Genomic DNA, 20,548 nt, shown 5'->3' with positions numbered 1-20,548 from the left:
CGTCAACCCCGGTGCGGGATCCAGCTCTCGATCATGTCCCGGTACGCCTGGCGGATGATCCCGCGCGCGCCCGGGTCGCCCCGCAGCAGCGCCGTCGTGAGCATCCTCGCCTGCTTCACCGTGATGTGCGGCGGCAGCGGCGGGACCTCCGGGTCGGTGACCGCCTCGACCACCACCGGCCGGTCGACCCGGAAGGCCTCGTCCCAGGTGCGCGCGACCTGGTCCGGGCGGTCGACCCGCACGCCCGCGAGCCCGAGCGCCTCGGCGTAGGCCGCGTACGGGAAGTCCGGCAGCGTCTGGGACGCCTCGAGCTTCGGGTCGCCGCTCATCACGCGGAGCTCCCAGGTGACCTGGTTGAGGTCGCGGTTGTTGAGCACCAGCACGACGAGGCGCGGGTCCTTCCACTCGCGCCAGTACTTCGCCACGGTGACGAGCACGTTGATGCCGTTCATCTGCATCGCGCCGTCGCCGACCATCGCGACGACCGGGCGGTCGGGGTAGGCGAACTTGGCCGCGACCGCGTACGGCATCCCGGGGCCCATCGTCGCCAGCGTCCCCGAGAGCGACGCCATCATGCCCTCGCGGATCTTGATGTCGCGCGCGTACCAGTTCGCCGACGAGCCGGAGTCGGCGGTCAGGATGCACCGGTCGGGCAGCCGCGGCGACAGCTCCCAGTAGACCCGCTGCGGGTTCAGCGGGTTGGCGTCGTTCATCGCCCGCGCCTCGAGCACCTTCCACCAGTCGGCGACGCTCTCCTCGAGCCGGCGCCGCCACGAGCGGTCGGTCTTGAGCTTGAGGTAGGGGATGAGCGCCCGCAGCGTCTCGGCGCTGTCGCCGATCAGGTTGACCTCCATCGGGTAGCGCAGGCCGAGCATGCGGCCGTCGATGTCGATCTGGACGCCGCGCGCCTGGCCCTCCTGCGGCAGGAACTCCGGATAGGGGAAGCTCGAGCCGACCATGAAGAGCGTGTCGCAGTTCGCCATCATGTCCCAGCTCGGCTTGGTGCCGAGCAGGCCGATCGCGCCGGTGACCCAGGGCAGGTCGTCGGGGAGCGCCGCCTTGCCGAGCAGCGCCTTGGCCACGCCGCACCCGAGGATCTCGGCGACACGCGCGACCTCGGGCGCGGCGCCGAGGGCCCCCTGTCCGATGAGCATGGCGACCCGCTTGCCGGCGTTGAGCACGTCGGCCGCGCGCCTCAGATCCTCCTCCTTCGGCACCACGCGCGGCGAGCAGTAGCCGAGGCCGGTGTGCACGGTGCCGTGCGTGTGCGGGGGCTCCTCGACCGCGTCCATCTCCTGGACGTCCTTCGGGACGATGACACACGTGACCGTGCGCTCCGCCCGCGCGATGCGCATCGCGCGGTCGATGAGGTGCCGGATCTGCGCGGGAGAGGACGCCATCTGCACGTACTCGTGCGCGACGTCCTTGAAGAGCGTGACGAGATCGACCTCCTGCTGATAATGCCCCCCGAGCGCGGCGCGGTCCTGCTGGCCGACGATGGCCACGACCGGCTGGTGGTCCAGCTTCGCGTCGTAGAGCCCGTTCAGGAGATGGATCGCGCCGGGCCCCGAGGTCGCCAGGCACACGCCGACCTCGCCGGTGAACTTCGCGTGGGCGCACGCCATGAACGCGCCCATCTCCTCGTGCCGCACCTGGATGAACCGGAGGTCCGGAACGCGGTGAAACGCGCCCACGATGCCGTTGATGCCGTCGCCCGGATAGGCGTAGACGCGCCGGACGCCCCACGCGACGAGGCGCCTCAGCAGGAACTCGCCGACGGTCTGGGCCATGAGTCTTCCCCCCCGCGAGCTCGAACGTGAGCCCGGCCCGGCGAGGCGTGCGACATCCGTGCCGCCTCGCCGCGCTGCGCGCTGCGTGCGCGGTACGTGCCACGGCTGCGCGTGCGAGCGGCCGCTGCGCGCGCGGGCGCAAGGGATGCATTCCGCGGCGCGCCGGGCGCGACCGTCAGTGGACGGCGTGCCGGTTGAACGGCGCCTCGCGGATCCTCAGCTCCAGCTTCCTGAGGTCCTCCTCGGTCACGAGCACGGCGCCCTCGCGCACCGCCCGCTGGACGCGAGGATCACCGCAGTCGAGCGGCAGGCGCCTGCGCGGATCCACCACCTCCTTCGCCTCCTCGCACCTCCTCGGCCTGGTCGTGAGGAAGCCCTCCAGGATCTTCTGGCGGAACGGCAGGAATACATCGGTGAGCGCCTGCGAGATCGGCCAGCGCGGCCCGTCGGGGCCGGGCTCCAGGCCCGACGATTCGTCGACGTGAACGAACCGACGCGAGAACGGCCAGGTGATCCCGTCGCCGAGGTCGTCCCCGTTCGAGAGCTCGTGGCACCCGCCGCACGACTGCGCCGTCGCGCGGTCGGCGATGTGCTCGGGGAGCAGCGCGCTCCCGATCGCCGTCAGCGCCGTCTGGACGTCATTCCGGAACGAAGGGTCCATGAACGCGGCGTAATCGTTCGTGTCGGGAAAACCGCCTTGCGCGACGCTCTGCCCCGAGTTGAACTCGTCGGGGACGTCGTAGGTGAACCCGTTGATGTCCGCGATCGCGAGCGACGCCACCTGCGCGGTGAGGCTGCTCTGGAACGCGGGCTGGCGCGGATCGCCGAAGGACGACGACCAGAGCTCGGGATAGGGGTTCGCCTTCGTCGTGATGGGGAGCATCGCGAGGCGGCAGGCTCCCCGCGCGGCGTCCTCGCACCGGCAGTCGTTCACCAGCTTGAACTCGCGGAGCATCCACTTGCGCTCGATGAACGAGTTGGTGCGGATCTGCCCCATCGAGTTGCCGTACCCGCCGGAGCTCAGGTTGGCGCCGTAGTGGTCGATGTGGACCACCGGCGCGAACCCCGGTAGTCCGTCGAAGTAGAACTCGCGCAGCCTCTTGGCGCGCGCCTCCACGTCGTCGATCGCGGTCAGGTCCGACCAGAACTCGGCGACGGGACGGCAGGCCTCGACCCCGCACTCGGGGTGCGGGTTGGGCAGGACCGCCTCGAAGATGAGCAGGTTGCGCGGGTCCCCGCCGAACCTCGGCACCCCGGACTGACGGGCATACACGATGCGGTACTCGCCGCACGTCTCGCCGCTCCTCGGCGCCAGGTCGAAGCGGTTGAACAGCCCGATCGGGATGTACGCCTCGGGCTCCCCGGCGTCCTTGAACGGGTCGGTGAGCGCCTCGGTCCCCTCGGCGCGCGGGCAATCCCAGGGGAACTGGTTGAAGGAGGCCACCCCGCCCGTGAGCTCGTCGTCGCAATGGGGCGACCACGGCACGACGCCGCTCGGCTGATCGTTGAAGGTATCGAACCACTGGTTGAACAGATCCGTGGGTGTGGTCGGCGCGCCGGACTGCGCGATGAGCTGTCCGAGCACCTCCTCCAGCGGAAAGTGTCGGACGATCTCCTCCTCGGTGACGGCCAGGGACCGGAGGGGATCGATCGGCAAGGTCAGACCCTCCGCGAGCTCGCCCGTAGGCGGCTCGGGCGCCGACGGCGCCTCCTCGACGAAACACGCGGCGACCCCGGTCGTCGCGAGCAGCGCCCCGATGCAGACGAATCGAATTGATCTTGCGTACATACACGTCCTGTAATTTTTCAGGGTTGTAAGCAGGCGCGGGCAGAATTCGCATGATAAATGGATATCCGCCATTTTCATAGCGCCGAGCGAGCGCGTGTATTCTCCGGCGTCACGCGCTCGACACAGAGCGCACCGCGCTGCGCGGCTGCGCTGCGCGACGGCACGGCATCCAGGAGTGACGGCGGCCGACGATCCGCGTCGTCGAGGGCGGCGGTCTCCATGATTTGGCCGCGTCTGGCCGCGTTGCCCCGCCCCGTCCCGAGCGCTAGACCGCGCCCGCCATGCCCCTGCCCGTCTCTCGCGACGACATCCGTGCCGCCCACGCGCGCATCCGCCCGTACATCCGCCGAACCCCGGTTCTTTCCGTGCCGGACGGCGCCTTCGGCCACGACGGCCCGGTCAGCCTCAAGCTCGAGTTTCTCCAGCACGCGGGCACCTTCAAGCCGCGCGGGGCCTTCAATGCCCTGCTCACGGCCGAGATCCCGCCCGCGGGCGTCGCCGCCGCGTCGGGGGGCAACCACGGCGTGGCCGTCGCGTACGCGGCCCGCAAGCTCGGCGTCCCTGCTCGCATCTTCGTGCCCGAGATCTCGAGCCCCGCCAAGGTCGAGGCCATCCGCCGCTTCGGCGCCGAGGTGGTCATCGGCGGCCAGCGTTATGCCGACGCGCTCGTCGCCTGCGACGTTTACGTCGCCGCCACCGGCGCCCTGTCCATTCACGCTTACGACGCCCTCCCCACCATCCAGGGCCAGGGCACGGTCGCCCTCGAATGGGAAGAGGACGGCCCCGGGCTCGATACGGTCCTCGTGGCCGTGGGGGGCGGCGGGCTCGTCGCCGGCATCGCGAGCTACTGGGCCGGGCGCGGCATCAAGGTGGTGGGCGTCGAGCCGGAGGGATCGCGGGCGCTCCACGCCTCGCTCGAGGCCGGGCGCGCCGTGGACGTGACCGTGGAGTCGATCGCGGCCGATTCGCTCGGCGCGCGCAACACGGGCCCCCTCGTATACGCCATTGCTCGCGAGGCCGTGGACCACGTGGCGCTGGTGACCGACGCCGCCATCCGCGACGCGCAGCGGACGTTGTGGCGCGACTACCGGATCGCCGCCGAGCCCGGCGGCGCGGCGGCCCTGGGCGCGCTCCTCGGCGGGGCCTATCGGGCGCGGTCCGGCGAGCGGGTCGGCGTGCTGCTTTGCGGGGCCAATGTCGAGTTGAGCAAGCTCGCGGGCGCCCTGTGATCGCGGCCCTCGAGGCGAGGCGTCAGACGGCGCACGGCACGCCCGCGAGCTTCGCGGGGCTCATCACCCAGAAAATGCGCTCGATCCCGTCCGCCGAGGCGTCGATCGTGGCGAGGGCCACCCGCTCGTCGCCGCGCGAGACGAGCACCGAGGGCTGGCCGTTCGTCTCGAGCCACGTGAGCGTCGTGTCGGCCCAGAAGCGCGCCGCGAATCCGGCGAGGAACCGCGCGACCCGCTCGCGCCCGACCACCGGCGCGCGCGCCGCCAACCGCGCCGCGCCGCCGCCGTCGCTCACCGAGGCGACGTCCGCCGCGAACAGCGCCTCGAGCGCCGCGTGATCCCCGCGCTGCGCAGCCGCCACGAGCGCCTCGAGCAGCCTCCGCTGATCCGCCTCCTTCACGGGCGCCCGCCGCTCTTCGGCGAGGTGCTTCCGCGCGCGCGAGACGTGCTGGCGGACGTTCACCTCCGTCAGGTCCAGGATCTCGCCGATGCGCTCGTAGGGGTAGTCGAACGCCTCGCGCAGGACGTACGCCGCGCGCTCGGCCGGGGTGAGCTTCTCGAGCAAGACGAGCACCGCGAGCGCGAGCGCCTCGCGCCGCTCCGCCCCGAGCGCCGGATCGACGCGCGTGTCCACCGGCTCCGGCAGCCACGGCCCCACGTACGTCTCCCGCCGCACGCGCGCCGACTGCACCACGTTGATCGCCAGGCGCGTCGTGGTCGTCACCAGGAACGCCTCGTGATCGAGCACAGCGCTCCGATCGGCCGCCTGCCACCGGATCCACGCCTCCTGCAGCACGTCCTCGGCCTCGGCCACCGTGCCGAGCATCCGATACGCGATGCCGAAGAGCTTGCCCCGCACCCCCGTGAAGGCCGCCGCCGCGCCCGCGAGCTCGTTTCCCCCGGCCGCTGTCGGCGGCGCGATCATTTCTTCGCGACCCCTGTCACAGGGTGATCGGGTGCCCGGTCCTGGGGTGCGAAAGGCAGGTTGCCCATGAACATCGTCATCCTCGGCGGCACAGGTCTCATCGGAAAGAAGCTCCACGCGCGGCTCGCCGCGCAGGGCCACCACGTTATACCGGCGTCGCCGTCGACGGGGGTGGACATCCTCACCGGCGCCGGGCTCCCCGAGGTGCTGCGCAGCGCCGACGTCGTCGTCGACGTCGTCAACTCGCCCTCCTTCGAGGACGCCGCCGTCCTCCGCTTCTTCGAGACGGCCGCCCGGCACATCCTCCCCGCCGAGGCGGCCGCCGGCGTCCGCCATCACCTCGCCCTCTCCGTCGTCGGCGCCGATCGCCTGCCCGAGAGCGGCTACATGCGCGCGAAGGTCGCCCAGGAGCGGGCCATCCAGTCCAGCTCCGTCCCCCACACCATCCTCCGCGCGACGCAGTTCTTCGAGTTCATCGGCGCCATCGCGAACAGCGGCGCCGAAGGCGACACCATCCGCGTCACCAGCGCGCGTTTCCAGCCCGTCGCCGCCGCCGACGTCGCCGCCACGCTCGCCACGCTCGCCGCCGCCCCGCCCGCGAACGGCATCGTCGAGCTCGCCGGCCCCGAAGCCTCGGGCCTCGACGATTTCGTCCGCCGCTACCTCGGCGCGAAGAAGGATCCCCGCCGCGTCGTCTCCGACCGGCAAGCGCCATATTTCGGCGCGTTGCTCGACGACGCCTCGCTCACGCCGGGCGCCAATCCGCACCTCGGCGCGACGCGGCTCGAGGAGTGGCTGGCGAGCGCGTGAGCGCGGTGGGCTACGCGATACGGCAGGCCTCTTCGAAATCGAGGCGGGGGTTGCGCGGGTAGAGCTTCGCCGGATCGCCGTGGCCCAGGTTGATGAGGAGGATCGAGCGCCACGGCACGTCGGCGAGGAACGCGGCGTCGACCTTCTCCCGGTCGAAGCCGCCCATGGGCCCGCAGTCGAGCCCGAGCGCGCGGGCCGCGAGGATCAGGTAGCCGGCCTGGAGCGAGGCGTTCTGCAGGAGGAAGAACTCGCGCTGCTCCGGCGGCATGCCGGCGAGGGCCTCGCCCATCGTCGGGCGCGCCGGGAAGAGCTTCGGCATCTTCTCGTGAAAGCGCGCGTCGTAGGCGATGATCGCGGTGACGGGCGCGCTCATGGTCTTCTCGACGTTGCCCGGCGCGAGGCAGGGGCGCAGGCGCTCCTTGGCCTCGGGGCTCTTCACGAAGACGACCCGCGCCGGAACGCTGTTGGCCGCGGTCGGCCCGAGGCGCAGGGCCTCATAGAGGCGGTGCAGGGTCGCGTCGTCGATGGGCTCGGCGAGCCAGCCGTTGTGGGTGCGCGCTTCGAGGAGGATCTGCTGGAGGAGTTGGTCGCTCATGAGGTTTGCTCCGTGGTGCGTGGTCGAGGTGGGGCGAGTCGCTTCGTGACATCCGGCGTCAGGCCGCGAGCGCGGGCTCGCCGGCGCGGGCCTCGGCCTCGGGCTTCGGGGCGCTCGCGAGCCTGCGGCTCTCGGGGCGCAGCGCCCAGGAGGCGGCGGCGACGGCGACGAGGACGAGGGGCGTCATCACCTGGCCGGCGGGGTCGCCCACGGCGGCGTGGGAGGCGGCGGCGCCGGTGAGATCGAAGAAGATGCCGGCGTACGCCCACTCCTTGAGGCGCGGGAAGCGCGGGGCGAAGAGGGCGACGGCGCCGAGCACCTTCCATACGCCGAGGAGGGTGGCGAGGTAGGCCGGATAGCCGAGGCGCGTCATGACCTCGACGACCTGGGGAGAGCGAGTGAGATCGGCGAGCCCGCCCGCGGCGACGCCGAAGCCGAGGAGACCCGTCGCGATCCAGTAACCGATGGTGCGTGCCTTGTCGTTCATGAGCGAGCATTCTGAGGCGTGGCCACGCCTGTAACAATGCATCAACAGTTGGAAGCACCTGCCAGGATTTGATCCAGATGGACGACCCCCTCGAGACCTCCGAGCTCCTCGCCTTCTCGAAGACCGTGGAGGCCCGATCGTTGTCTCGCGCCGCCGCCGAGCTCGGCGTCCCTCGCGCCACCATCAGCCGCCGCCTCGCGCGGCTGGAGGAGCGGCTCGGGGTGCGCTTGCTCCGCCGGACGACGCGCAGCCTCGCCCTCACCGACGCGGGCGAGGCGCTCTACCGCCACGCCCGCATCGTGCTCGACGCCGTCCGCCACGCCGAGGCGAGCGTGCGCAAATCCGATAACGTCGTGCGCGGCGAGCTGCGCGTCTCGGTGCCGCCGACGATGGGCGCGAGCTTCAGCGCCATGATCTGCGATTTTGCGCGCCGGTACCCCGAGGTCCGCCTCCACGTCCACAGCACGACCCAGCACGCCGACCTCCAGCGCGGCGGCTACGACGTCGCGCTCCGCGCGAGCACCGCGCTCGAGCCCGGCCTCGTCGCCCGGACGCTGGTGCACATGCCGCTCCTCGTGGTCGCCTCGCCCGCGTACCTCGAGGCCCGCGGCACGCCGCGCACGCGCCGCGATCTGCGGAGCCACCGCTGCATGATGGGCTTCGCCCGGGGGGAGCTGCCGCAGACGCACTGGCCGTCCTCCGGCGGCAAGTTCCAGGTCGAGGGCGTGTTCTCCACGAACGATATGGACCTGCTCTGCGACGCCGCGCTGAAGGGGCTCGGCATTGCGCTCTTGCCGGAGCGGGTCGTGCGCCCGCACCTCGAGAGCGGCGCCCTCGTGCACGTGCTGAAAGGCGCGGTCGAAGCGGACTCGCACATCGCGGTGGTCTACGTAGAGCGGGAGTTCATGCCGCCGCAGCTCCGCGCCTTCATCGACGCGGTGATGGCGTGGGGCGGGGGGGATCTCCTCCCGCCGGCGGGCGCGCCGAAGCCGAAGCGGGCGGCGAAGAGCGGCCTGCGCCCGCGCGCGAGATCGCCCGGCGACACCCGGCGCGCCTCCAAATGACCTCGCACCGCAGGCTGGGGGGTGCGGGATAGGTCCCGATTGAAGCGCATTGGCGCTTCCCGGCCGCGCGCCGGTGTGTGGCGCTCCACGAGCAGATCCATTTCGACGATCCCGAGTCCAGGGAAGTATGTCTCCGCTCAGGGCTTGAGCGGCGGGGGCTCGTCCGGATTCGTGAACGCAGCCCCGGCGAAGCGCTGGGTGCCGTCACAGGTCGTCACGACGAAGCGGTGCGTGCCGGACGCATAAGGATTCTTCTTGCAGTTCGTCGTCTCGGGACACTGCGCGGAGCAGAGCCACCCGCTCCACGCCGGCGGGCGCAGCCGCGCGCCCGGCTCGAGCCGCACGCATTTCGGAGCCGGCCGCCCGCAGGCCTCGATCAGCGCGACGCGCGACGCCGGGCCCGGCCCCCAGGCGCCCGACGCCTGCGATTCGATCGTCACGGTCGACGCGAGCTCGACCGACGTGCTGCCGGCATTGGCCACCTCGAAGGCGCCCGGCTGTGCGAGGTTCGTCACCGTGACGGCCGAGGGCGCCGCGTCGCTGGACGCAGCCTGCACCGACGCGGCGGACATCGAGCCCGCGACGCGCGATTCCGTCCCGGGCTTCGCGTGCGGGCAGCCCATGACCAGGGCGGCGCTGGCGACCCCTGTGGCGACTGCGAACCGTGCATGACGAACGTCCATGATGATCCGTCGTATCGAGAGCGTCGAGGCAGGTACTTAGGACCATCCCACGCCACGGCCGCCGGAGCAAGGACGTCCTGCGCTCTGCGAATAGACTGGATAGGCCGCCCACGAAGCCTTCGGCGACCCGGCTCGTGCGCGAGGGTTTGGGTCGGACCTGCAATCTGCAAAATTACGAGCTCCGCGAGGGTGAGGGAATGCCAACGATTCCGAAAAAGGGCGACCGCGTCGATTTGAGATTGCCGGAAGAACGCACGGATGGCTTGACATCCGCGATAGCTCTTGCGAGCCTCGAGCATTCCACCGAAAAGAGGGATGCATGAGCCAGCACGCCGCGCTTCAGAGGAAGAGCGAGACCCGGGCGTCCAGCGCATCGAGTGACAACGCGCTGCTCCGCCGGCCCGCCATCGTGGAGACCGACGTCGCGCCGCCGCAGGCGACACTGGCGGAGAGCGCGAAGCGCCCCGCCGGCGAGCCGCTCCCCGGTCGCGATTTCAGCCGCGTACCGGCGGTGAGCGCCCAGACAGGCGCCGGCTCCGGGGCGGCTGCTCTCGACCAGACGCCGTCGCAGAAGAAGGTCGAGATGCAGGCCCACTCGGGCTGGGGCGCGTCCCGCACCGCCAACACGAAGGCGATCTCCGCGTCGGGCGCCGGCACGGTGACCACGACGTACACGCCTGAAGGCAAGGACAAGAGCACGAAGATCGTGTTCATCCAGGTCATGCGCGAGCTGCTCGACGGCAAGCCTGCCAAGCCATCCGAGAGCGACGTGGACTTCTCCTACCAGGACGCCGACACCACCGGCGACTTCTACCATGTCGACTACGTCGCCGGGGAGAAGGACCCTTACTACAACGGCGATGACACCTCGGACTTCGGCCCGCAAGGAAACGCGCTCACAGGCACGGCCGCCTCGACGAACGATACGCCGCACTATGACGACGCAGGGTTTCCGGGGACCAGCTCGACGCTCCTCTACGAGTTCCGGACCGCGGCGTTCAGCGCCGCCGGCGAGGACGCCGGGACGTATTACGGCTACGCCGACTGGACCTACACCAAGGAGAAGGGCAAGCCGGAAGCGACGGCCGTGACGGGCACCGCCTCCGGGGCGCCCGGAGCGAAGTTCGACGCCGCGGTCAGCCTGTTCAACAGCAATCATGGCTTCACGATGCCGGGCAAGGGCGGGCTGGGCACGCTCGCCACCCTCGGCATCGTGCTCGGCTCGCTCGCCGGCGCCGCCGGGATCGGCGTCGGCATCGCCGCGGCGGCCGGCGCCTTCAGCAACCGACGCAAGGGCGACCAGGCCGCGCCGACGGAGCGCACATGAAGCCGCAGGCAGCCGGCCGCGCCCCCCCGTCCGAGGCGCTCGCCGCGCTGGCGAGCGGGGACGAACGCGATCTGCGGAGCCTGCAGATCAAGCTCACCTATGTCGGCTCGCAGAAGAAGCCCGTGCCCAGCGTCGTCATCATGACGACGCACCACCTGGCCGTGCTGGACTGGTTTCTCGACCTGCAGACCGACGGGCTCCGCTACGAGAACGACACGACGGCGCTGCTCAACTTCACCGTTTCTCCGCGGGAGATGAAAGGCATCGTCGCGGCCCTCTCGGCGATGGGGGACGCCCTCGGCCGCAGCGACGCCGCATCCGCGGCCCTCTCGCTCATGGCAGCGCTGCGCGACTCGCGGCTCGGCTCGATCTCCGCCGAAGCGCTCCTCGATCGTCAGACCGCCGCGGCGGTCATCGACGCGCTCGCCGCCGCCCTCGATGCGCAGAACGGCGTCGGTCGAGCGGTGCTCGATGCGCAGAGGGGAGCAGCTTTCCCGGACATCGGCGCGGCCAAGCCGTGAGCCTCGGAAGCCCGCAGGCCGAACCTCGCGGGCGCTGCCTCACCTGCAGCGCAGCGGTTCGGGTGCCTCCGCCGCGATGGGGCCGCACCGCTGCCCGAACGACTGCTCACACCGATAGTACTCGCTCGTGGCGCCGCACTCGGCGTCGACGCCGTAGCCTTCCGGCGGATCGGAGCCCAGACAATCGAGCGCGTTACAGTCCAGGGTGCCCGTTCCATCGAAGAGCTGCTCGGGATCCGGCGTCGCGGCACCGTCGCAGTTATAGTCGAACGTCGAGCCGCCATGGGCGGGAGGCGCCATCGGCTCGGCATGGTAGGCCTCCGCGCCGGGGTGAGCGGTCGCTTCGTTGGGACCACAGTCGTCGCTCGAGGTGACGTAGGGACCCGCGCACGCCTCATCGCCCCCTGGTGGCGCATTGCACGCCTCGACAACGGCATTCCGGTCGCCGTGAGCGTCGGAGTCGGCGTCGCAGTACCAGGCGATCTCGTCGCACCCGCTGCCCCCCGCTCCACCGCTGCCCGCCGGGTCCCCGCCAGCCCCGCCGCCGGCAGCTCCCGAGCCCCCGCCGCCGGCAGCCCCCGAGCCGCCGCCGCCGGCAGCCCCCGAGCCGCCGCCGCCGGCAGCTCCCGAGCCGTCGCCGCCACCTTGTGTGCCGGCGCTCGTCGAGGTTGCCCCGATGATATCTCCGAAGAGGTCCGAGTCCGGTCGGCCGCAGCCGGCGCTCACGGCCGCGGCGGCGAGCACGAGGGCGACCCGAGCGCAAGGCTCGACCGCAAGCATTCGAGAGCTCCGAGTCCTCATGCCTCAGTATAGATCGCGCACCCCGTGCCCCTCAAGATGCATGGATCTGTCCGTACGGTAGCCTGAACCACATGCCGCGTGCGGAGCCCGATCCACCCGCAGCGATAGGACGCGAGTCGATGGACGTCAGAGGGCTCTGTCCATAAGCCGAAGCCGCAATGAGTCCGCTGGTTTACGAGCCGAAGCCGCGGAAGATGGGCCAGGGACGAGGTCCGGCAGCATGCTCTCGGGCCACGAGCTCGCCCACGCCATTCAGAATGGATGTGCTTCCTGTACGACCCGGAATCCAGAGCTCATGCGAGGCGTCGCGCCCGAGGGGGCGACCGGAGGACCGCGCCGTCGTCGAGCTCTCCGACGGCGCCTGGGCGCGCCCGGAGCCCATCGATTCGACAAAATCGTAATGAAATCGGGCAGAAAGAGAGCGCTTCGACGGCGGGCGAGTCCAGGTTCGCGGGGTCGCCGCCGAGGTGACGCCGCCGCGAGGGCGGGGCCTCATCGCGCCGCGCCCAGCGGACGCGAGCGACGCGCACGAAGATCAACAAATTCGAGTATTTGCCTCGAAAAAACCATAGCGATGGCGCGGGCTCACGCGAGGTTCCCCAGGCCCCGGACCGGGGGCGACGCGATCGTGCTCGTCGCGCGCATCCAATGACTTGAGCGCGCTGGAGCCATTTCGCTTCCCTTTTTGTTCTTGACAGAAAGAAGAACGGTCAGGTATCTGACGTGAATACCACATCGGAGTAGCTCGGCGTAGTGCCTCCGCATCACGGGTAGTCGGCGTCAGTCTGGTCTCTTCGCGAGGTAGCCTCTGCTCCCCGATTCGGTCCGGTGTCGCGAGTTAACGTCTTCTCCGCTTGACAGCTCTACGTAGTGCGTTGCGCCAGCGGCCGTGCTGGGGTGGTCGTGACGGTCGCGTGACGCCCCTCGTCCTGGGGTGATGACGAGCGAGGGCGCCGAGCGGAGCTCTGCTTCGAACGATCAAGACGGCAAGCCAAGGAGGAGGGATCATGCCAGCCGCTGTCAGTTATCCGGGGGTCTACATCGAGGAGCTCCCGAGTGGTGTGCGTACGATCACCGGCGTCGCCACGTCGATCACCGCCTTCGTGGGCTGGGCGGCGAAGGGGCCGGTCGACAAGGCAGAGCTCGTGTTGAGCTGGCCCGACTTCGAGCGAAAGTTCGGCGGGCTGAACCCGCAGAGCTACCTGGGCTACGCCGTTTACCACTTCTTCGCGAACGGCGGACAACGAGCTTACATCGTTCGCCTGGCGGCGTCCGGCCTGGCCGCGGCGGACAACGCGCAGGCGGGGGCCGTCACCCTGGACGGGAAGCTGACCGTCACGGCCAAGAACCCTGGCGCGTGGGCGAACGACTACGCCATCGTCACCAAGAAGCAAGCCAACGATCAGGCGCGCTTCCAGCTGAAGGTGGTGAGCCTCAAGGAGGACAAGAAGGGCGTCACGGTCGAGGTCTTCGAGAACCTCTCGATGAAACCGACCGACAAGCGGTTCGTCACCAATGTCCTGAAGAACGAGTCGAGCCTCGTCGGAGCCGCCGTGGTCGGCGCCGCGACCGACCCGCCGGCGGATACGGTCATCCCCGCGTCGGGCGAGATCCCGGCGGCTGCCAAGCTCATCGACGGCAAGGACGGCAAGGTGCTCGAGCCGAACGACGCGGCCTTCGAGACCGCCCTCCAACCGGTGAGCGGCACCGGCGGCGTCTTCCTCCTGGACCGCGTGGATCTCTTCAACCTGCTGTGTGTGCCCGGAGAGACCAACGCGGCGGCGCTCTCGACGCTGGAGAAGTTCTGCCGTGATCGGCGCGCCTTCCTGATCGCAGACGCCGCCGCCGACGCCTCCGTCACCTCGCTGGAGAACGGGCCCGACGCCAGCCTGACGGGGGACAACGCGATCAACGCCGCCCTCTATTTCCCGTGGCTCGTCGCGCCCGATCCGCTCCAGGAGAACCGCCCGTCCAAATTCCCTCCCTCGGGCTACGTCGCCGGGCTCTACGCCCGCACCGACGCCGCCCGGGGGGTCTGGAAGGCGCCGGCCGGCACCGAGGCGAGCCTCACCGGAGTGCTCGGCGTCCACACGCCGCTCACGAACGCCGAGAACGGCGTGCTGAACCCGAAGGCGATCAACTGCATCCGCAACTTCCCGGTATACGGCACGATCGTCTGGGGAGCGCGCACCCTGCAGGGCAACGACGAGCGGGGCTCGGAGTGGAAATACATCCCGGTGCGCCGCACGGCGCTCTTCATCGAGGAGAGCCTGTACCGGGCGCTCCAGTGGGTCGTCTTCGAGCCGAACGACGACCCGCTCTGGGCGCAGATCCGGCTGAACGTGGGGGCGTTCATGCAGAACCTGTTCCGGCAGGGCGCCTTCCAGGGCAAGACGCCGCAGGAGGCCTATTTCGTGAAATGCGACAAGGAGACGACGACCCAGAACGACATCAACCTCGGCATCGTCAACATCGTCGTCGGGTTCGCGCCCCTGAAGCCGGCGGAGTTCGTCGTCCTCAAGCTCCAGCAGATGGCTGGACAGATCCAGACTTGACGGAGGCATGTCATGGCTCAGTTCAGCGTCAACGCGTTGCGCTTCGACCCGTACAAGAACTTCAAATTCCGGATCAAATGGGACGGCCGGTACGTGGCGGGCGTGTCCAAGGTCTCCGGGCTCAAGCGCACGACGGAGGTCGTCAAGCACCGCGAAGGCGGCGATCCTTCCAGCAGCCGCAAGTCGCCCGGGCGCACCGAGTACGAGGCGATCACGCTGGAGCGCGGCGTCACCCATGACACCGAGTTCGAGCGGTGGGCGAACAAGGTCTGGAACTTCAGGGCAGGGCTCGGCTCCGAGGTCTCGCTGAAAGACTTCCGCAAGGACATCATCCTCGAGGTCTACAACGAGGCGGGGCAGCTCGCGCTCGCCTACAAGCTCTACCGGTGCTGGGCGTCGGAGTACCAGGCGCTGCCCGATCTGGACGCCAACGCCAACGCGGTCGCCATCCAGACCCTCAAGCTCGAGAACGAGGGGTGGGAGCGCGACGTCGAGGTCCCGGAGCCGAGCGAGCCCACGTTCACCGTACCCGCCGGATGACGTGTGATGCGAGTGCCCGACGCTCACGAGCTACTCGACGCGTGGGAGCGCGGCCTGAACCAGCCGCCGGTCGTCCGCGCGCTCTTGCTCCTCGCCGGCGCGTGCCCTGACGAGACCTTCGACGAGCTCTCCGAGCTCCCCCTCGGAGAGCGCGACCGGCGGCTCCTGGACCTCCGTGAGCGGCTCTTCGGCCCGCAGCTCACCGCGACGGTGACGTGCCCAGCGTGCGGCGAGCGGCTGGAGGCGGGGCTCACCGTCGCAGACATCCGGCTCCGGCCCGACGACGCGGCGTCGCTCGCGAACGACCTCGAGGTCGACGGACACCGGATCGTGTTCCGCGTGCCGACGAGCGGCGACCTCCTGGCCGTCGTCGGTGCGTCCCGATCCGAGCGCCACGCGAGGCTGCTCCAGCGCTGCTTGATCGAGATCCGCGGCGCGGGCGGGGAGGCCCTGCGCGTCGACGCGCTGCCCGCGCCGGTGAGGCAGGCGCTGAGCGCCCGCATGGCCGCCGCGGACCCCCAGGCGGACGTGCAGCTTCGGTTCACGTGCTCGGGGTGCCAGCACGGCTGGGGCGCGCGCTTCGACGTCGCCATGTTCCTCTGGCAGGAGCTCGACGCCTGGGCGCAGCGGCTGCTGCGCGACGTGACCTGCCTCGCCCGCGCCTTCGGCTGGCGCGAGGCCGACGTGCTCTCGCTCAGCCCCACCCGCCGACAGATCTACATGGAGCTCTGCCAGGCATGAACCCGCCTTCCGCGCCCGCCGAGGGTGATTTCCTCGATCGTCTGCTCGACAGCGCGGCGGGCACAGCGACGGTCGTCGAGCCGCGTGTGCCCTCCTTGTTCGAGCCGGCGCAGGGGTTCTCGAGCGGCTCCGCGCTGCGCCACGGCGAAGAGCCGCACGGAGCGAGTGAGGCCTTCGGCCCGCCTCAGGCGGCCGGCGCACCGCGCGCGAGCGAGCCTCGCCCCGTCCCCTGGGCGGAGGCCCTCGCGCCGCGGCCCGAGCCGCGCGAGGGCGTCGAGAGAACACGGTCGGCCCCGGGCGCGTACGCCGGAGGAGGTGTGCTGGACGCCCGCGCCGGAGACGACCTCCAGCGCGGCTCGTCGCGCGCTCGGCCCGGGCCGCCGCTTCACCTTGCGTCCGACCCGGGCCTGGGTGGAGAGACTCGAGAGATCCCCGAGCTCGGCGCGCCCGCGCCCGCCGCGCCGAGCGCCTCGACGCCGGATCGGCTCGGTTTACTCCCAGACCCTCGACGCGCCGGCCCGTCGGCCCTCCTGGCGCAGAGGATGGCGGCGCCGGGCGCGGATCGAGGCGCGCGGGGCGGTGAGCCGCGGACACCGGGGCAGCCGTCGCAGGGCGCGCCGCGCCAGCGGGCCTCGCGCGCGGCGAGCCCGGTCATCGACGCGGGCGGGGCGCTCGTGCCCCACGCGACGCCCTCCCTGCGCCGCGCCGTCGCGCACGCGCTCCCCCCGGACCGCCAGCCCCGGTCCGCTGCGCTCCCGGAGAGCGCGCCGATCGACCGGGAGCCCGTGGTGAATGTCACGATCGGACGCCTCGAGGTGCGCGCCGTCCAGGAGCCGCGCAAGGCGCCCCGTACGGAGCAGCGAGGACCTCAGCCGATGAGTCTCGAGGACTATCTGAAGGGACGAGCAGGTGCGCGATGAGCAACTCCCTCGCCATCGCGGCCACGACGGCGACCCTGCGCAACCTCCTGCTCACGCAGGTCCCGCTGCTCGACGCCGATCTCTCCGACCTCGAGGTCACGACCAGCCCGCCCGATCTGGCCCGCAAAGGGGTCACCAAGGCGCAGCTGAACCTGTTCCTGTACCTGACTACGCGGAACGCGGCCTGGCGCAACCTCGACCTGCCGCGGCAGGTTCGCCCGGGTGAGATGGGGGCTCCGCCGCTCGCCCTGGACCTCCATTACCTGATCACGGCCTACGGCAGGGGCGAATCCGATAACGATTCCGTCAGCCATCGCGTCCTGGGCAGCGCGATGAGCGCGCTCCATGACCGTCCCGTGCTCATGCCGGGCGAGATCGGCGGTGCGCTCGCGGGCAACGATCTCGGCGAGCAGTTCGAGCGGCTGAAGATCACGCCGCTCCCGCTGACCCTCGAGGACATGTCCAAGCTCTGGACGATGTTCCAGAGCCAGTACCGCGTCTCGGTCGCGTACGAGGTCACGGTGCTCTTGATCGACAGCCGCTCGCCGGTGAGGGCCCCGCTCCCGGTGCTCAAGCGCGGACCTGCGGATCAAGGTCCGGTCGCGTCGGCCACAGCCGCGCCTGCGCTCACCGGGCTGCGCCTGCCGCGATCGCAGCCGGCGGCGCGGCTCGGCGAGGAGGTCGTCCTGCTCGGCGAGCGGCTCGCGACCGGCGACGCCGTGGTTCGCTTCACCAGCTCGCGGCTCGAGGCGCCGATCGAGCTCGCCCCCGCCGCGAGCGCCGGCGGCGAGCTGAGCGTGCACCTCCCCGACGAGGCCGAGGACGCCGCCGCGCTCTCTCGCTGGGCTCCGGGAGGGTACACCGCGGCGCTCGTGCTGAGGGCGCCGGGCGCGCCGACCGTGAGCAGCAACGAGCTGGCCTTCGCGCTCGCGCCGCGGATCACCGTCGCCCCGGCGACCGCGGCCCCAGGGACGGTCAACCTCACGATCACGTGCCGGCCGCGCGTCGTCCCCGGCCAGCGCGTGCTCCTCCTGTTCGGCGACCGGCAAGTGGAGCCCACGTCGATCAGCACGCCCGCCGACACGGCGCAGCCCTCCACGCTCGCGTTCAGCCTGCCGGGCGTCGCGGCTGGCGCCTACGTCGTGCGCCTCAGGGTCGATGGGGTGGACAGCATCCCCGTGATCCACGCGGGCACCCCGCCTCTGCCCTCGTTTGATCCAGCGCAAAGGGTGACCGTGGCATGAACGACCTCGAGCGCTGGCACTCGTTCAACGACGTGTACTTGTCGGACGCGCTGGCCTGGCTCCGAGCGCGCCTGGAGCACCTCGAGCCGCAAGGGAAGCCGCCGGAAGCTCCGCCTGAAGCGCCGCCGAACCTCGTGCCTCGGCCGGTGCCCCCGGCTCGTCCCCGCTCGCTGCGCGGGCGCCTGCTGGACGCGATCGACAGCGTCCGCGACGCGCTGCCGGCGGAGACCGCGGCCGAGGGACGGACCGAGGGCGCGCGGGCTCCCGATCGGCACATCCCGATGCCGGCCTCGATGGCCGACGCCGAGCGGGCGGAAGCGCCGCCCGCGCTGGTCGTGCTGGCGCGCCGCCTGGGGCTGACCGATTTCGAGCGCTTCACCCTCCTGCTCTGCGCCGCGATGGAGCTCGACACGCGGATCGGTCCGCTCTGCGCCCGGGCCCAGCAAGACGCGACCAAGCCGTTCCCGACGTTCGCGCTGGCGCTCGCGCTCTTCGACGACCCGGCCTGGGAGATCGTCTCGCCCGAGCGGCCGCTCCGCCACTTTCGCCTCATCGAGATCAACCAGCCGGGCGCGCAGCCGCTGCTGACGAGCGCAATCAAGGCCGACGAGCGGATCGTCAACTACCTGAAGGGGCTCAACTACCTGGACGATCGGCTGGCGCCGCTCCTCATGCCGGTGCGGACCGGGACGACGCTGTCGCCGCCATCGCAGCTGGTCGTCGTCGAGGGCATCGCCAACCACCTCCAGCGCTTGGGCGACGGCGCGCCGGCGCCCGTGGTCCAGCTCCTCGGCGCCGACGGCCCGAGCAAGCTCCTCATCGCGAACCAGGCTGCCGCCCGCCTCGGGCTGACCCTCTACAGGATCTCGGCCGACGCGATCCCCGCGCCGACCGGCGACCACGAGACGTTCGTCCGTATCTGGCAGCGGGAGTGCATGATCTTGCCGCTCGCGCTCTACGTCGATGCCCGCGACCTGGATCGCGCCGGCAGCCCGCAGGCCGCGATCGTCCGGCGGTTCTTGATGCGTCAAGAAGGCGTGGTCTTCCTCGACGTCCGCGACGCCTGGCACGACGTCGGCCGCGAGGGCGTCCAGGTGGACGTGGTCAAACCCACGCCGCTCGAGCAGGAGGTCGCCTGGGCGGCCGCGCTGGGCGGCGAGGGCAGCGCGAGCGCCGCCCAGCTCGCAGGGCAGTTCAGCTTCGATCTGCAGACGATCGAGAGCATCGCCGCAGCGACGGGCGCGCGCCTGCGCGACGGTCGCGAGGGGCTCCCTGAGAGGCTCTGGGCGGAGAGCCTGCGCCGCGCGCGCCCTGCGCTCGACCAGCTCGCCCAGCCGCTCGAGCCCAAGGCCACGTGGGACGATCTCGCGCTGCCGGCGGCGGAGCAGTCGTTGCTCCGCCAGATCGCCGGTCAGGTGAAGGCGCGCCGGGTCGTCTACGACGGCTGGGGCTTCCGACAGCGGATGAACCGAGGGTTCGGGATCAGCGTCCTCTTCGCGGGCGAGAGCGGCACCGGCAAGACGATGGCGGCCGAGGTCATCGCCAACGACCTCGGCCTATGGCTCCATCGCATCGACCTGTCGGCCGTCGTGAGCAAGTACATCGGCGAGACCGAGAAGAACCTGCGCCGCCTGTTCGACGCCGCGGAGGACGGCGGATCCATCCTCTTCTTCGACGAGGCGGACGCGCTCTTCGGCAAGAGGAGCGAGATCAAGGACAGCCACGACCGCTACGCGAACATCGAGATCAATTACCTGCTGCAGCGCATGGAGGCGTACCGCGGCCTCGCGATCCTCGCCACCAACATGAGGTCGGCGCTCGACGGCGCCTTCGTGCGGAGGCTGCGTTTCATCGTCAACTTCCCGTTTCCGACCCAGGTCGAGCGCACGGCGATCTGGCGCAGGGCGTTCCCGGCCGAGACGCCCGTCAGCGGGCTCGATTTCCAGCGCCTCGCGCGCTTCAACCTCGCGGGCGGCAGCATCCACAACATCGCGGTCAACGCGGCGTTCCTGGCGGCCCAGGCGGGCACCCCGGTGTCGATGCCGCTCGTGCTCGAGGCCGCGCGCATCGAGCTGCGCAAGCTGGACAAGCCGATCAACGAGGCCGACTTTCGATACGTCGAGGCCGCCGGGAGCGGGGTATGAGGCTCAACGTTCATATCGAGCAGCTGGTGGTGGAGGGGCTCGACATGGAGGGCCAGGAGCCCCACCGCCTGAGAGCTGCCTTGCAGCAAGAGCTGGCGCGCTTGCTGGCCAGCGGCGGCCTGGAGGCCGGGATCCCGGAAGCACGCAGCCTGTCCTCGGTCACGGGGCCGGAGCTCCGCCTCGGGCGCGACGACGGCGCGCGGCGGTGGGGTCGACAGATCGCCGCGGCGGTCTACGCCTCCCTGGGATCTCCTGCGCCGGAAGGCGCGCCGCCGGGGAGGAGCGATGTGGTCCACGACCCGTCGCCAGAAGCGCGAGACGCCACGAGCGCGCAGCGCACGAGCCCACTTCAGGCGAACTCGCCCAGCCCCTGAGCCTCTACC

Annotated in this window: 19 protein-coding genes; 12 read left to right on the top strand and 7 right to left on the bottom strand. The window is 70.9% G+C overall.

From position 1 onward, the window contains the following. Positions 1–2 precede the first annotated feature (2 nt). Positions 3–1,790, bottom strand: a complete 1,788-nt coding sequence (locus tag WMF43_RS45665) for a thiamine pyrophosphate-requiring protein (RefSeq protein WP_437674867.1) — start codon at positions 1,788–1,790, stop codon at positions 3–5. A 175-nt stretch (positions 1,791–1,965) separates the two neighbouring features. Further along, positions 1,966–3,579, bottom strand: coding sequence for a hypothetical protein (locus tag WMF43_RS45660; RefSeq protein WP_437674865.1), 1,614 nt, complete (start codon positions 3,577–3,579; stop codon positions 1,966–1,968). Positions 3,580–3,860: 281 nt separating this feature from the next. Here WMF43_RS45660 and WMF43_RS45655 point away from each other — a divergent pair, with 281 nt between their 5' ends. Then, a complete protein-coding gene (locus tag WMF43_RS45655; RefSeq protein WP_437674864.1) occupies positions 3,861–4,808 on the top strand; it encodes a threonine/serine dehydratase in 948 nt (315 codons plus the stop codon). A 22-nt stretch (positions 4,809–4,830) separates the two neighbouring features. Here the strand turns inward: WMF43_RS45655 and sigJ are convergent, their stop codons facing one another. After that, the gene (sigJ, locus tag WMF43_RS45650; RefSeq protein WP_437674862.1) at positions 4,831–5,733 is read right to left on the bottom strand and encodes an RNA polymerase sigma factor SigJ; all 903 of its coding nucleotides are present in this window, start codon (positions 5,731–5,733) and stop codon (positions 4,831–4,833) included. A 66-nt stretch (positions 5,734–5,799) separates the two neighbouring features. Between sigJ and WMF43_RS45645 the strand changes: the two genes are divergently transcribed. After that, positions 5,800–6,543, top strand: a complete 744-nt coding sequence (locus tag WMF43_RS45645; protein WP_437674860.1) for an SDR family oxidoreductase — start codon at positions 5,800–5,802, stop codon at positions 6,541–6,543. 10 nt (positions 6,544–6,553) lie between these two features. On the opposite strand, the gene WMF43_RS45640 is transcribed toward WMF43_RS45645, so the two are convergent. Beyond that, positions 6,554–7,138, bottom strand: a complete 585-nt coding sequence (locus WMF43_RS45640) for a malonic semialdehyde reductase (RefSeq protein WP_437674858.1) — start codon at positions 7,136–7,138, stop codon at positions 6,554–6,556. Between the two features lie 58 nt (positions 7,139–7,196). Continuing rightward, positions 7,197–7,625 carry a DoxX family protein gene (locus WMF43_RS45635; protein WP_437674856.1) on the bottom strand — a complete coding sequence of 143 codons (429 nt, stop codon included), beginning with the start codon at positions 7,623–7,625 and terminating at the stop codon, positions 7,197–7,199. 77 nt (positions 7,626–7,702) lie between these two features. Between WMF43_RS45635 and WMF43_RS45630 the strand changes: the two genes are divergently transcribed. Continuing rightward, entirely contained in the window at positions 7,703–8,689 is a 987-nt protein-coding gene (locus WMF43_RS45630; protein ID WP_437674854.1) for a LysR family transcriptional regulator, read from the top strand. A 137-nt stretch (positions 8,690–8,826) separates the two neighbouring features. On the opposite strand, the gene WMF43_RS45625 is transcribed toward WMF43_RS45630, so the two are convergent. Beyond that, positions 8,827–9,372 carry a hypothetical protein gene (locus tag WMF43_RS45625; RefSeq protein WP_437674853.1) on the bottom strand — a complete coding sequence of 182 codons (546 nt, stop codon included), beginning with the start codon at positions 9,370–9,372 and terminating at the stop codon, positions 8,827–8,829. Positions 9,373–9,691: 319 nt separating this feature from the next. On the opposite strand from WMF43_RS45625, the gene WMF43_RS45620 reads away from it, so the two are divergent. Beyond that, on the top strand, positions 9,692–10,699 hold the full coding sequence (locus WMF43_RS45620; protein ID WP_437674851.1) for a hypothetical protein: 1,008 nt from the start codon (positions 9,692–9,694) through the stop codon (positions 10,697–10,699). Beyond that, the gene (locus WMF43_RS45615; RefSeq protein WP_437674849.1) at positions 10,696–11,220 is read left to right on the top strand and encodes a hypothetical protein; all 525 of its coding nucleotides are present in this window, start codon (positions 10,696–10,698) and stop codon (positions 11,218–11,220) included. The genes WMF43_RS45620 and WMF43_RS45615 overlap by 4 nt, the downstream gene beginning before the upstream one ends. Before the next feature lie 39 nt (positions 11,221–11,259). Here WMF43_RS45615 and WMF43_RS45610 read toward each other — a convergent pair whose 3' ends face one another. Further along, positions 11,260–12,000, bottom strand: a complete 741-nt coding sequence (locus tag WMF43_RS45610; protein ID WP_437674847.1) for a hypothetical protein — start codon at positions 11,998–12,000, stop codon at positions 11,260–11,262. A gap of 1,028 nt (positions 12,001–13,028) precedes the next feature. Here WMF43_RS45610 and WMF43_RS45605 point away from each other — a divergent pair. From WMF43_RS45605 to WMF43_RS45575, 7 genes are read left to right on the top strand one after another with little or no spacing between them, the layout of a single operon-like run. After that, entirely contained in the window at positions 13,029–14,576 is a 1,548-nt protein-coding gene (locus WMF43_RS45605) for a phage tail sheath family protein (RefSeq protein WP_437674845.1), read from the top strand. Positions 14,577–14,588: 12 nt separating this feature from the next. Continuing rightward, positions 14,589–15,116: a phage tail protein gene (locus WMF43_RS45600; protein ID WP_437674844.1), complete on the top strand. Its 528-nt coding sequence runs from the start codon at positions 14,589–14,591 to the stop codon at positions 15,114–15,116. A 6-nt stretch (positions 15,117–15,122) separates the two neighbouring features. Further along, positions 15,123–15,857 carry a phage baseplate protein gene (locus WMF43_RS45595; RefSeq protein WP_437674842.1) on the top strand — a complete coding sequence of 245 codons (735 nt, stop codon included), beginning with the start codon at positions 15,123–15,125 and terminating at the stop codon, positions 15,855–15,857. Then, complete coding sequence (locus WMF43_RS45590) at positions 15,854–16,777, top strand: hypothetical protein (protein ID WP_437674841.1); 924 nt, start codon at positions 15,854–15,856, stop codon at positions 16,775–16,777. Before WMF43_RS45595 ends, WMF43_RS45590 begins: the two co-directional genes overlap by 4 nt. Next, complete coding sequence (locus tag WMF43_RS45585) at positions 16,774–18,021, top strand: Pvc16 family protein (RefSeq protein WP_437674839.1); 1,248 nt, start codon at positions 16,774–16,776, stop codon at positions 18,019–18,021. The genes WMF43_RS45590 and WMF43_RS45585 overlap by 4 nt, the downstream gene beginning before the upstream one ends. Continuing rightward, positions 18,018–20,165 (top strand): ATP-binding protein, encoded by a 2,148-nt coding sequence (locus WMF43_RS45580; protein ID WP_437674837.1) that lies wholly within the window; start codon positions 18,018–18,020, stop codon positions 20,163–20,165. The genes WMF43_RS45585 and WMF43_RS45580 overlap by 4 nt, the downstream gene beginning before the upstream one ends. After that, the gene (locus WMF43_RS45575) at positions 20,162–20,539 is read left to right on the top strand and encodes a hypothetical protein (protein ID WP_437674835.1); all 378 of its coding nucleotides are present in this window, start codon (positions 20,162–20,164) and stop codon (positions 20,537–20,539) included. Before WMF43_RS45580 ends, WMF43_RS45575 begins: the two co-directional genes overlap by 4 nt. Positions 20,540–20,548: the final 9 nt, after the last annotated feature.

It is taken from the genome of Sorangium sp. So ce131, from assembly GCF_051519095.1.
In the GTDB taxonomy this organism is placed as follows: Bacteria; Myxococcota_A; Polyangia; order Polyangiales; family Polyangiaceae; genus Sorangium.
Note: the sequence above shows the minus strand (reverse complement) of the source record. Positions and strands in the feature narration are given on the sequence as shown.